Genomic DNA, 13,199 nt, shown 5'->3' on the forward strand with positions numbered 1-13,199 from the left:
ACTAGCACCAAAAGTCGGAAAAAGCAGCCAACCGCCAGAACCCATATGGACCCCGGCGCCGCCGCCGTCGATGAACGCTGTATAGGATGGATCACCAAATGATGTCAACGCGGTCCCGGCGAAAAATCGGCAGGAAAGGAACTTTTTCGCCGAGACCGGGACGAACAGCGCGGAAGACGGGCCTTTGCCGCCGAAGAGCCTTCAAATGGGCCCATTCCCCGTGGCATAAGGCATGGCGACGCGAAAACGACGCCGGAAGGTTTGATTCGCCAGCCATCGCGGCCAAGCCGCCGGCCGGGCTTTCGAACACGCGCAGCGGGGGCTGCGAGCGACGGCTCGTTCGAGCGGCATGACCGGGGGTCGGAAGTCTTGGACACAGCAAGGAAACGGCGCAAGCGCGCGTGTGACGCCATGGGCGACGAACCGCCCCTGCTCGCAGGCGCGCCGCGCACGCCCGACCGGCGAGACGTCTCCCTTCGCTGGCTTTCCGGTACCTTCCTTACGGGCATCGCCTTCAGCGTGCTGATGGGCGTATCGCTCGTCGCGGCCTTCGACGGACGCGAGGAGTTCGCCCTGCCCGGACAGGCCTTCGCCGCCGTGGACATGGCACCCGGAAGCCGTGCCGAAAAGGGAAACCGACCCGTCGCCCCGCGCTTGCCCGCAGCCGCTGCCGCACCTGCCGATCGACGCATCATGGAAGTTTCGACGCTCGTCCATGACGGCGACCGCGACGTCGTACGGCGGCGCCCGTTCGCACGGCTGAAGATGTCGCTCGCCAGCGCCAGGCCGACGGATGCCACCTACCCCAAGTTCGATCCGCTGAAGATCATGGCGCACGGGGATACCGACCCGGCGCCGGCCCCGGCCGGTGCGCTCTACGGTGCGCAGGTCGATACCGAAATCAGCTTGCAGAGCGAGGCGTTTCCGGTTGGGGCGGGACATCCCGCCTATACCGACGGGCTCGACGACCGGGCGATCGAGCGGCGGGTGCGCGCCGAAAGCGAGGCGCTTGCGAGCCCGACGATGCGGCTTGCATCCCTCTACCTTCCGGCTCCCCTGCCCCCACCAGATCCCAAGAGCCCCTTCGCACCCAAGCGGCCGCTCGGCACCGCTCGCGTGACGACTGAAAACGTTTCGATCGCGCCGATGACGGAAAAGGCGCCCGACGAAGCGTTCGGCGATACCGTAATCCCCGTGCATGCCGGTCGCCCCATTGCCAAGGTGCTGGCGGCGACAGGCTACGACGCACGCGACGTCGACGACGTCTCCCTGGCGCTGGAGCGTCTGCTCGGCGCCGACCGGCTCGAGCATGGCGACGTGCTGCGCCTCGGCGTCGACCGTGGTTCGGGCAATGCGCGAATCATGCGGGCCAGCGTCTACCGGAACGGCAAGCATGCGGTGACAGTGGCGCGCAACGATCACGGCCGCTTTGCCGTCGGCACGCCGCCGCCGATGAGCGATGCCGTCGAAAACGCCTTCGACGACACGCCGGTGCCGACGATCGTTCGGCGCGACCTGCCCTCGCTCTACGACGGGCTCTACCGGGCGGGCCTCAACGAAGGCATGACGCAGACGATGATCGGCCACATCGTCAAGCTTCTGGCGAGCGCGGTCGACTTCAAGGCGGCGATGACGCCGAACGACACGCTCGAGGTCTTCTTCTCATCGCCCGACGCCAAGGGCGACGCCACCGAACGCTCCCGCCTTCTCTTCCTCGACGCGCACGTCGCCGGAAAGACCATCCGGCTCTACCGCTTCCACGACAGCGACGACGACGCGGCCTATTACGATCGCGACGGCAAGAGCATCCGGCCTTTCCTCCTGCGCAAGCCGGTGCCGAACGGCCGCTTCACCTCGCCCTTCGGCATGCGCCACCACCCCATCCTCGGCTACGATCGCATGCATTGGGGCTGCGACTGGGCCGCGCCCCGCGGCACGCCGATCCTCGCCGTCGGCGACGGCACGGTGGAAAAGGCGGGTTGGGATTCGGGCGGTTACGGCAACCAGACGATCGTCAATTACGGCAACGGCTACGAAAGTTCGTACAATCACCAAAGCGCGATCGCCAAGGGCGTGAAGGCCGGCGCGCACGTGCGTCAGGGCCAGGTGATCGGCTATGTCGGTTCGACGGGGCTGGCGACCGGGCCACACCTGCACTACGAGGTGATCGTCAACGGCACCAAGGTCGACCCGATGAAGGTCCGCCTGCCCGACCGCAAACCGCTGAAGAAGGACGCCCTGGTCGCCTTCGAAAGCGAGCGCGCCCGCATCGATTCGCTACTGGAACGTGCCGACGAACCGCAGGACGGCCGCGTCGCGGAACGCTAGGGTTTTTTCCGGCCGGACTGATCCGGACTGGCGTCGAGAACGATGCACACGACGAAGAGATGGAACGGCAGGCGTAATTCAATCGGGTCCAGCATTCCAAAAGCAACGGGCTATTCGACCGAAAAGGGACGACCCGTAAGCCGTCCCTTCTCTTCGCTTCAACAGTAGCGGGTTACGCTGCCCTATCGCTCGCTACCGCTTCCGGCTTCGTCCTGAAAAGCAACCGGTCTGAACCGTTGACGATCTTTATCGTCGCACCGTCCGGGATTTCGCCGGCAAGGATCTTCTCGGCGAGCGGATCCTGAACCTCGCGCTGGATGACGCGCTTCAGCGGACGCGCACCATAGGCCGGATCGTAGCCCTTCTCGGCAAGCCATGCTTCGGCCTCCTCGTCGAGCTCGATCGTGATCTTGCGCTCATCGAGCAGCGCCTGCAGCCGGCGAAGCTGGATCTCGACGATCGCCCCCATTTCGCGCCGATGCAGCCGGTGGAAGAGGATGACCTCGTCGACACGGTTGAGGAATTCGGGCCGGAACGACGCGCGCACGACCTCCATCACCTGCGTTCGCGCCGCCTCCGCATCCTCGTCTTCGGCGAGGCTGACCAGAAATTCCGAACCGAGGTTCGACGTCATGACGATCATCGTGTTGCGGAAGTCGACCGTGCGGCCCTGCCCGTCCGTCAGCCGCCCGTCGTCTAGCACCTGAAGGAGCGTGTTGAAGACGTCGGGATGGGCCTTTTCGATCTCGTCGAAAAGGATCACCTGGTAGGGCCTGCGCCGTATGGCTTCCGTCAGCGATCCGCCTTCCTCGTAGCCGACATAGCCGGGGGGCGCGCCGATCAACCGGGCGACGGAATGCTTCTCCATGTATTCCGACATGTCGAGGCGCACCATCGCGGTCTCGTCGTCGAAGAGGAAGCGGGCGAGCGCCTTGGTAAGCTCCGTCTTGCCGACGCCCGTGGGGCCCAAAAAGATGAACGAGCCGATCGGCCGGTTCGGATCCTGCAGGCCAGCCCGCGCACGCCGAACGGCCTTCGAGACCGCCTGCACCGCTTCGCCCTGGCCGACGACGCTCTTTGCGAGCGTATCTTCCATGCGAAGAAGCTTGTCGCGCTCGCCTTCGAGCATGCGGTCGACGGGAATGCCTGTCCAGCGCGAGACGACATGGGCGATGTGGTCGGGCGTCACCGTTTCCTCGACCATGCCGGAGCCTTCGCTGCCGGCTTCCTCGGCCTCGTGGAGCTGGCGTTCGAGCTCCGGGATCTCGCCATAGGCAAGCTCGCCGGCACGCTGGAACTCGCCCCTGCGCTGCACGCTCGCAAGCTCGTTGCGCGCAGCGTCGAGCTTCGTCTTCAGTTCCGCGGCACGGCCGAGCTTGAGCTTTTCGCCCTGCCAGCGGGCCGTCAGAGCGTCGGCCTTTTCTTCCAGATCGGCGAGGTCGGCCTCGAGCTTGTCGAGCCGGTCGACGGAAGCCTGGTCGGTCTCCTTCTTCAGCGCCTCGCGCTCGATCTTGAGCTGGACGATGCGTCGGTCGAGCTCGTCCAGTTCCTCCGGCTTGGAATCGACCTGCATCCTGAGACGCGAGGCGGATTCGTCGACGAGGTCGATCGCCTTGTCCGGCAGGAACCGGTCGGTGATGTAACGGTTCGACAGCATCGCCGCGGAGACGAGGGCGGAGTCGGAGATGCGCACCTTGTGATGCTGCTCGTACTTCTCCTTCAGCCCGCGCAGGATCGAGACGGTGTCTTCCACGCTCGGCTCGCTGGCGAAGACGGGCTGGAAGCGCCGCGCGAGGGCGGCATCCTTTTCCACGTGCTTGCGGTACTCGTCGAGCGTCGTGGCGCCCACGCAGTGCAGTTCGCCGCGTGCCAGTGCCGGTTTCAGAAGGTTCGAGGCGTCCATCGCCCCGTCCGTCTTGCCGGCACCGACGAGCGTGTGCATCTCGTCGATGAAGACGATGATGTTGCCGTTCGCCGAAGCGATCTCGGACAGCACGGCCTTCAGCCGCTCCTCGAACTCGCCGCGATACTTCGCGCCGGCGATCAGCGCGCCGAGGTCCAGTGCCATCAACCGCTTGTCGCGCAGCGATTCCGGCACGTCACCGTTGACGATCCGGAGCGCCAGCCCTTCGGCGATCGCCGTCTTGCCGACGCCCGGTTCGCCGATCAGCACCGGATTGTTCTTGGTCCGGCGCGAAAGGACCTGGATCGTGCGGCGGATCTCGTCGTCGCGACCGATTACCGGGTCGAGCTTGCCGTCGCGGGCAGCTTCGGTCAGGTCGCGGGCGTATTTCTTCAGCGCGTCGTAGCCGTCTTCCGCCGATGCGGTGTCGGCCGTGCGGCCCTTGCGCATCGCCTCGACGGCCTTGTTGAGGCCGTTCGGCGTGACGCCCGCCTTCTTGAGGATGTCGGATGTCGCCGCGGAGGTTTCGATCGCCAGCGCAAGCAGGAGACGCTCGACGGTAACGAAGGAATCACCGGCCTTCTTCGCCGCCTCTTCTGCGGTCGTGAAGACGCGGGCCAGCGGCTGCGCCATGTAGAGCTGACCGTTGCCGCCCGAAACCTTCGGCAGCTTGGCGAGCGCGGCCTCGACGCCGAGACGGGCGTCCTTCGCGCGGCCGCCGGCCTGCTCGATCAATGCGGCGCACATGCCCTCCTCGTCGTCGAGGAGAACCTTGAGCAGGTGCTCGGGCGTGAATTGCTGGTGCCCTTCGGAAAGGGCATAGGTCTGCGCGGACTGCAGGAAGCCGCGCACGCGTTCGGTGTATTTCTCGGGATTCATCGTTTTCCAAGGCTCCATGTCCCGCTTCGCCCGTTCCGGCGCGAAGCGACGTTTCATGAACCGACCTCCGTCATCGGCAGGTCGTTATGGAACCTATATGGTGACACTCCGCGTGCTGCGGAAGAGGCATCGGGCGCCTGCGCGCAGCGAAAGACGACGAACCGGAACGAGAACGCCCCGGCCGTTCGACCGGGGCGCAAAGCCTGCATCCGAAGGAAAGCGTGGGCGGGTCCCGGACTTCAGTCCGAGGCGCCGGCCGTCGCGGTGTCGTCGCTCTGCTTGGCCTTGGGGCGGCGCGTGCGCGTCGCCTTGCGGGGCTTTTCCTCCGCCTCGGGTGCAGCGGCGGTGGCATCAATGCCCTGCGCCTCCTGATCACCCTCGCCACTCTGGCCATTGCGGGCGGCGTCGCCGGCCTCGCCGCTTTGCGGCGCAGCCTCGGCATCGTCGCTCTTGGCGGTGCGCCGCGGACGGGCCGCCCCGGTGCGTCGACGGCTCGTCGCGCGTCGCGCGGTGCCTGCGCCCTTGCCTTCTTCCTCCATGGAAACCTCGGCCGGCATTCCCTCGATCACCGGCTGCGGGCCGGAACCGTTGGGCTGGGCGGCGGCAGATGGCTGGGGCGCGTCGGACCGGGTGTCGCGAGCCGGGACGTTCGCCTCGTCCTCGGCTCCGCCGGTGCGCTCGAAAGCCTGCCGGTCGGCCGCTTCATCGCCGCGCGCGCCATTGCGCTCGCCGGCATGGTCGTAGCCGTTCGTCCGGTCGTACCCGTTCGTGCGCTCGCGAGCGCCGCCGCGCGGCTGCTCGCCGTTCTCGCCGGTCTGCTCGCCAGCGTTTTCACGCTCGGCGTTGTCGCGCTCGTTCTGCTGCTGGCGCTCCTGCATCTGCGCCTGTGCGGCAGCGATGATGCGGTTGTAGTGCTCGGCGTGCTGCAGGTAGTTTTCCGCAGTCACGTTGTCGCCGGAGCTCTGCGCATCGCGTGCAAGCGAACCGTATTTTTCGGCGATGTGCTGCGCGGTGCCGCGAACCTTCACATCCGGGCCGGTACTGTCGTAGGTACGCGACAGCGGATTGCCACCCTTGCGATTGTTGTTGCCGTTATTGTTGTTGTTATTCCGCCCGCGACCGCGCTTGTTCTGCTGTCCTGGCCTCATCGTTCACTCACCTGATGATCCTCGTGGCTGTCCCTGGACGTCGCCCGAACGCAAGTAGGAATGCTCGCTCCGGGCGTCTTCTTCCCGCGACACGCTGCGTTTTTCGCATGCCGTCGCGCATCGACGTCGATAGAAACGGATATCTGCATCGAAAACGGTTCGACGGTCACCCCAGGAGGCCGCGAACCCGGAAACGCGGCACAAAACTGCCCCGCGTCGTTCGAAACCCGATGTTCGATACTGGACGCAACCTAGACCGCTTTGGCCGCAATTCCAAGCCCTTTCTGATGTTTCGCGTCTCCCGAAGGCCTTTAGCCGCATGTTCCGATGCGCGGCACGAATATCGCCGCGCGCCGATGGCCCGCGAGATCGTGATGAACGGAGACGGGCGAAAAGCCCATGCGGGCGAAGATTTCCGCCACCACCGCCGGTTGGTCGAAACCATGCTCGACCGCGACCGCGCCGCCGTCCTCAAGATGCGCTGCGGCCCCTTCGGCAAGGCGGCGATAGGCGTCGAGCCCGTCCGCGCCGCCATCGAGTGCTGCGCGCGGATCGTGCTCGCGCACTTCCCGCAAAAGGCCACCGATCGCCGAAGACGCGATATAGGGCGGGTTGGAAACGACGAGGTCGAACCGCTCGCCTTCGACACGGTCGAACCAGTCGCTCCTCACCGTCCGGAATCGATCGGCAAGCCCGTTGCGGGCGGCGTTGGCGCTGGCGGTCTCGAGCGCTCCGATGCTGATATCCGTGCCGAGCGCGGTCGCCGCCGGCGTTGCGGCAAGCAGTGCAAGTGCCAGCGCACCGGTTCCCGTTCCGAGATCGGCGATCCGGCAGGTGCCTTTTGCGGCCGCGATCCGGGCGACATGGGGCATGACGGCCTCGACGAGGATCTCGCTGTCCACCCGCGGTTCGAGCGTTTCCGGCGAAAGCGCCAGCGTCAGGCCGAAGAAGGATCGTATGCCGAGAATTCGGTAGACCGGCTCGCCGGCAAGCCGTCGCGCACCTGCCTCGCCGATCCTCGCACGTGCGATGGCATCGAGCGGATCGGCCTCGTGGAGGATCAGCCGCGCGGGCTCCAGACCGAGCGCACCCGCGACGAGAACCCGGGCGTCGGCAGCCGGCTCCGCGATGCCGGCATGTGCGAAGGCGCGGCGAAGGTCGGCGAGCACCCGGCCGAGCGGAACGCTTTCCGCCTCCGTCTCCGGCAGGGCGGCAAGGACGCTCATGCGTTTTCGCCGAGCGTCGCCAGCTGCCCGGCCTGGTAGTCCGCGACGAGCGCGTCGATCACGTCGTCGAGGTCGCCCATCATCACGCGGTCGAGCTTGTAGAGTGTCAGATTGATGCGATGGTCGGTCAGGCGCCCCTGCGGGAAATTGTAGGTGCGGATGCGTTCCGACCGATCGCCCGAGCCGACCTGGCTCCTGCGGCTCGAAGCGCGTTCCTCGTCCGCCTTCTGGCGTTCCATGTCGTAGAGCCGCGCCTTCAGCACCTGCATGGCGCGCGCGCGGTTCTGATGCTGCGACTTCTCCGAAGACGTCACCACGATGCCGGTCGGCAGATGCGTCATGCGAACGGCGGAATCCGTCGTGTTGACGTGCTGGCCGCCCGCTCCCGAGGCGCGCATCGTGTCGATCCGGATGTCCTCGTTGCGCACCTCGACGTCGATATCCTCGGCTTCGGGCAGCACTGCCACCGTCGCCGCGGACGTATGGATGCGCCCGCCCGCCTCCGTCTCCGGCACGCGCTGGACCCGGTGGACGCCGGATTCGAACTTCAGGCGGGAAAAGACGCCGCGTCCGGAAACCGTCGCGATCACCTCCTTGTAGCCGCCGGCATCGCCCTCGCTGGCCGAAAGCACCTCGACGGTCCAGCCCCTTGCCGAGGCATAGCGCTCGTACATGCGAAAGAGATCGCCCGCGAACAGCCCGGCCTCGGAGCCGCCCGTGCCGGCACGGATCTCGACGATCGCGCTTTTTTCGTCGGCGGCGTCCTTCGGCAGGAGCAGGATCTGCATCTCGCCTTCGAGCGTTTCGATGCGCTCGCGGATTTCCGGGATCTCGGCCTCGGCCAGTTCGCGCATCTCGCGGTCGGCGGAACGGTCGTCGACGATTTCCTCCAGCCCGCCAAGCTCGCTCTGCGCGGACGTGAAGGCCCGGATCTTGGCGACAACCGGCTCCAGCTCGGCGTATTCGGAGGCAAGACGCACATAGGCTTCCGGCTCGGGTCCGGCCGCCATGCGCGCCTCGAGTTCGCCGAACCGGCGTTCGAGCTGGCGCATCTTCTCGACTGGCAGTGCGGGCATGGGAGCGGTTTCCTAGAGCGCGACCGCTTCGCTCGCCGCGTAGTCGGCAAGCAGTTCGCGCAGGGTCCGGTGCGGTTCGGTTTCCTCGAGCGCCGGCAGCAGCCGGGCTTCGAGATGGGCGAGGTCGAGCGTCAGGATCATCGACTTGACCGGACCGATCGCCGCCGCCGACATGGATATGGACCGGAAACCGATCCCGAGCAAGGCCATCGCCGTCAGCGGATAGCCCGCCATCTCCCCGCACAGCGTCAGCGGCGTGCCCGCCCGGTCGGCGGCCGCCACGATCTGGCGCAGCATGCGCAGGAACGGCCGGCCGAGCGCGTTGAACCGGTCGGCCACGCGCCCGTTGCCGCGATCGGCAGCCATCGTGAACTGGAAGAGGTCGTTCGAGCCGACGGAGACGAAGTCGGCCTCGGCCATCAGCTCGTCGAGCTGCCACATCAAGGAGGGCACTTCCAGCATGGCGCCGAGCTGCACTTCCGCGGGAAGCGCGTAGCCGAAGCGCGCGAGGTGCGCGCGCTCGTGTTCGAGATGCGCACGCACGCGGCGCAGTTCGCGCACCTCGGTGACCATCGGCACCATGAGGCGCAACTGGCGTCCGCCCGCGGCCTTCAGGAGCGCGCGAAGCTGCATGCGAAGCAGGCCCGGCCGGTCGATCGCCAGCCGCACGGCTCGCCAGCCGAGCGCCGGGTTCTCCTCCTCCGCCTTGCGGAAATAGGGAACGACCTTGTCACCGCCGATGTCGAGCGTGCGGAAGGTGACCGGCCGTTCGCAGACCTGGTCGAAGACCTCGCGATAGAACGCTTCCTGCTCGTTCATGCGCGGCATGCGCGAGGCGATCATGAACTGCAGCTCGGTGCGGAAGAGGCCGATGCCTTCGGCACCGGATTCCTCGATCTGCGGCAGATCGACGAGAAGGCCGGCATTCATCATCAGCGCCACGCGCCGCCCGTCGCGCGTTTCCGGCACGACCGAGCGCAGCTCGCGGAACTGTTCCTGCCGCTTGGCGCGGAAGCGCACCTTTTCCGCAAAGGCGCTCTCGATGTCGGCCATCGGGCGCAGATGGACGCGCCCCTCCTCGCCGTCGACGATGATCGGGTCGCCGTTCTCGGCGAGCGAAACGATGCCGTGCGCCTGGCCGATGACGGGAATGCTCATCGCCCGCGCGACGATCACGACATGGCTCGTCGCCGCGCCCTCCTCGAGCACCAGTGCGCGGATGCTGCCGCGCCGATAGTCGAGGAGTTCCGCCGCGCCCATCGCACGCGCGACGAGGACGGCGTCCTCCGGCATGCTCTCGTGGAGGGCGCGGGCGTTGTAGCCGGTCAGCTCGCGAAGCAGGCGGTTCGCCAGATCGTCGAAATCGTGCAGACGCTCGCGCAGATACGGATCGGTGAGGTGGATCATGCGCGCGCGCATGTCGCTCTGCACCTTTTCGGCCGCCGCTTCCGCCGTCAACCCGTTGCTGATCGCCTCTTCGAGCTTGCGCACCCAGCCGCGGTCGTGGGCGAACATGCGATAGGCCTCGAGCACGGCACGATGCTCGCCTTCGACCGGCACGTCGCGGCGCGACAGCATGTCGTCGATGGAAATCCTGAGCGAGCCGAGCGCGTCGTCGAGGCGCTTGAGCTCGGCGTCCGTGTCGTCGTTCAAAAGGTTCGTGACGATGACGCGCGGCTCGTGCAGCACGACGTAGCCGAGCCCGATGCCGTCTCCGAAGGCGCTGGCGTCGAGGGTCACCGGCCGGCTGAGATCGAGTTCGATGCCGGGCTTCGTCACCTTCTTCATCTCGCCGGTGGCGATCATCTCGGCAAGCACCATCGCCGTCGTCTCGAGCGCCTCGGCCTCGTCGTCGCGGTAGTGCCGATGGTCCTTGTTCTGGATGACGAGGACGCCGAGCGAACGCCCCGCGCGCAGGATCGGAACGCCGAGGAAGGAGTTGTAGACCTCCTCGCCGGTCTCCGGCAGGTAGGCGAAGGCGGGGTGGGTCTGTGCGTCGGAGAGGTTCAGCGATCGCGCATTGGCGGCGATCGTGCCGACGAGGCCCTGGCCCATCCTCAGTTGCGCCAGATGCACCGCGCCACGGTTCAGCCCCTGCGTGGCGTAGAGTTCGAGCACCCCGTCGGCGCGCAGCACGTAGAACGAGCACACCTCCGCCGCCATCGTCTCGGCGATCTGCCCGACGATGCGATCGAGGCGCTCCTGCGGCTCCAGCGGCTCCGCCATGAGTTCGCGAAGACGCTTGAGCAACATGCGCGGACCTGCTGCGAGGTCACTCATCACGTGGTCACTCCACCCGTGTTTACCAAATCCATTATGCCGAAGCCCGCAGTCCAGTGCAAAAACGAGCTGGCACGGGGAAGGCGCGTGCGACGAAACGCCGGATCGAGATCGCCGGATAACGCAGGACGCCGCCGGCCGGCGTTCTTCAGGCCGTCAAACCGTCTTATCGAGACCGTAGACGCCGTGCAAAGTGCGAACCGCGAGTTCGGCATACGGACCGTCGATCAGAAAGGAGATCTTGATCTCCGAGGTCGTGATCGCCTTGATGTTGATGCCCTTCTCGGCGAGCGCGCGGAACGCCGTCGCGGCGACGCCGGTGTGGCTGCGCATGCCGATGCCGATGACGGAGACCTTGCACAGACCCGTCTCGCTCTGCACCACGTCGAAACCCATCTCCGGCTTGCCGCGCTCCAGCACGCCCACCGCCTTGTCGAGATCGGCCGCCGGCACCGTAAAGGTCATGTCCGTGCGCGAACCGTCCTCGGACGTATTCTGCACGATCATGTCGACATTGATGAAGGCTTCGGCGAGCGGACCGAAGACGGCCGCCGAAACGCCCGGCCTGTCGGAAAGCCGCCTCAGCGAAATCTGCGCTTCGTCCTTGGCGTAGGCGATGCCGGTGACGACTTCCTGTTCCACGATCTCATCCTCGTCGCAAATCAGCGTTCCGGGCGGGTTGTCGAAATCGTCCATGCCCGGCGCATCGGGATCCTCGAAGCTGGAACGCACGAAGGTGCGCACGCCGTGCACCATCGCAAGCTCGACCGAGCGCACCTGAAGCACCTTCGCCCCCTGCGAGGCGAGCTCCAGCATTTCCTCGAAGGCGATCTTCGCCATGCGGCGCGCCTTCGGCTCGACGCGCGGATCCGTGGTGTAGACGCCGTCGACATCGGTATAGATGTCGCAGCGATCGGCCTTGAGCGCGGCCGCCATCGCCACGGCCGACGTGTCTGAGCCGCCGCGCCCGAGCGTGGCGATGCGATTGTCGGGCCCCAGCCCCTGGAAGCCGGCGACGACCGCGACCTGACCGCTCGAAAGGCGGCGGTCGAGTTCGTCCGCCTCGATCGCGGTGATGCGCGCCGCGCCGTGCTGGGCGTCGGTTCGGATCGGGATCTGCCAGCCGAGCCAGGAGCGCGCGTCGATCGACATGTCCTGCAGCGCGATCGCCAGGAGCCCCGCCGTGACCTGTTCGCCGGAAGCGACGATCGCGTCGTATTCGCGTGCATCGTGAAAGCGCGCGGTCTCGCGCGCCCAGCCTACGAGTTCGTTCGTCTTTCCGGACATGGCCGAGACGACGACGGCGACCTCGTGACCGGCCGCGACCTCGCGCCGGACATGGCGAGCCACATTGCGGATACGCTCGACGTTCGCGACCGAGGTGCCGCCGAATTTCATCACCAGACGGGCCATGCGCATTCCGTATGACGGGACGTGGCTTCATGCGCACGCAGCGAAACGGCTCGCCACGAACGGTGGATGGCCGGCGTGATAGCCGGATTCGCCAGCACCCGCAACGCCGGTGGCCTCGAGCGCACTTGACTTCCGCGCAGCCGCGCCCGACTTCCCCGCGCGAAGCGAACAACGGGAGCACGCCGATGCCGGCCGACGCGAAGACCACGATCGACCAGTCGGAGATCGACCGCTTTTCCAGGCTTGCGGAGGAATGGTGGAACCCGAAGGGCAAGTTCAAGCCACTCCACAAGTTCAATCCCGTCCGCCTGCACTACATCCGCGAGAAGGTCGCCGGCCATTTCGGGCGTGATCCGCAGGGCGAAAAGCCGTTACGCAACCTGCGCCTGCTCGACATCGGCTGCGGCGGCGGCCTGCTCACCGAATCGATGGCGCGCATGGGCGCCGAGGTCGTCGGCGCGGATGCCTCCGAAACGAACATCAAGGTCGCCAGACTGCACGCCGAGCAGTCCGACCTCACCATCGACTACCGGGCCGAGACCGCCGAGGCGCTCGCCGATGCGGGCGAGACCTTCGACGTCATCCTCAACATGGAGGTCGTCGAGCACGTCTCCGACCCGGATTTCTTTCTCGGCAAGTGTGCCGAGATGATGCGGCCCGGCGGACTGATGTTCGTCGCGACGATCAACCGCACGGCGAAGGCCGCCGCGCTTGCGATCTTCGGCGCGGAATACGTCCTGCGGTGGCTGCCGCGCGGCACCCACCGCTACGAAAAGCTCGTCCGGCCGGAGGAGATCGAGCGTCCGCTGTCGCTCGGCGGCCTCGAACGCCTTGACCACGTCGGCGTCTTCTATAGCCCGATCAGGGACGAATGGCACCGCTCAAGCGACACCGACGTCAACTACATGATGCTGTTCGCAAAACCGAAATGACGTTGCAGTCCACA

The 13,199-nt window shown here is 66.5% G+C and carries 7 protein-coding genes and 1 pseudogene; 2 read left to right on the top strand and 6 right to left on the bottom strand.

The window, feature by feature from the left end; genetic code table 11:
• Positions 1–411: 411 nt before the first annotated feature.
• The gene (locus FJU11_RS08685) at positions 412–2,328 is read left to right on the top strand and encodes a M23 family metallopeptidase (protein WP_141166654.1); all 1,917 of its coding nucleotides are present in this window, start codon (positions 412–414) and stop codon (positions 2,326–2,328) included.
• 172 nt (positions 2,329–2,500) lie between these two features.
• Here the strand turns inward: FJU11_RS08685 and clpB are convergent, their stop codons facing one another.
• The 6 genes and pseudogenes from clpB to FJU11_RS08715 form a co-directional block, all read right to left on the bottom strand.
• Positions 2,501–5,110: an ATP-dependent chaperone ClpB gene (clpB, locus tag FJU11_RS08690; RefSeq protein ID WP_141166748.1), complete on the bottom strand. Its 2,610-nt coding sequence runs from the start codon at positions 5,108–5,110 to the stop codon at positions 2,501–2,503.
• A gap of 398 nt (positions 5,111–5,508) precedes the next feature.
• Positions 5,509–6,258 (bottom strand): annotated as a pseudogene (locus tag FJU11_RS08695) (DUF4167 domain-containing protein); the annotation flags it as partial.
• Positions 6,259–6,569: 311 nt separating this feature from the next.
• Entirely contained in the window at positions 6,570–7,484 is a 915-nt protein-coding gene (prmC, locus tag FJU11_RS08700; protein ID WP_141166656.1) for a peptide chain release factor N(5)-glutamine methyltransferase, read from the bottom strand.
• Entirely contained in the window at positions 7,481–8,560 is a 1,080-nt protein-coding gene (gene prfA / locus FJU11_RS08705) for a peptide chain release factor 1 (protein ID WP_141166657.1), read from the bottom strand. Before prfA ends, prmC begins: the two co-directional genes overlap by 4 nt.
• Before the next feature lie 12 nt (positions 8,561–8,572).
• The gene (ptsP, locus tag FJU11_RS08710; protein WP_141166658.1) at positions 8,573–10,840 is read right to left on the bottom strand and encodes a phosphoenolpyruvate--protein phosphotransferase; all 2,268 of its coding nucleotides are present in this window, start codon (positions 10,838–10,840) and stop codon (positions 8,573–8,575) included.
• 156 nt (positions 10,841–10,996) lie between these two features.
• A complete protein-coding gene (locus FJU11_RS08715) occupies positions 10,997–12,253 on the bottom strand; it encodes an aspartate kinase (protein WP_141166659.1) in 1,257 nt (418 codons plus the stop codon).
• Between the two features lie 185 nt (positions 12,254–12,438).
• On the opposite strand from FJU11_RS08715, the gene ubiG reads away from it, so the two are divergent.
• Entirely contained in the window at positions 12,439–13,185 is a 747-nt protein-coding gene (gene ubiG / locus FJU11_RS08720) for a bifunctional 2-polyprenyl-6-hydroxyphenol methylase/3-demethylubiquinol 3-O-methyltransferase UbiG (protein ID WP_141166660.1), read from the top strand.
• The last annotated feature ends 14 nt before the right edge of the window (positions 13,186–13,199 follow it).

Origin of the sequence: Pararhizobium mangrovi (assembly GCF_006516965.1) — a bacterium.
Taxonomy (GTDB): domain Bacteria; phylum Pseudomonadota; class Alphaproteobacteria; order Rhizobiales; family Rhizobiaceae; genus Pararhizobium_B; species Pararhizobium_B mangrovi.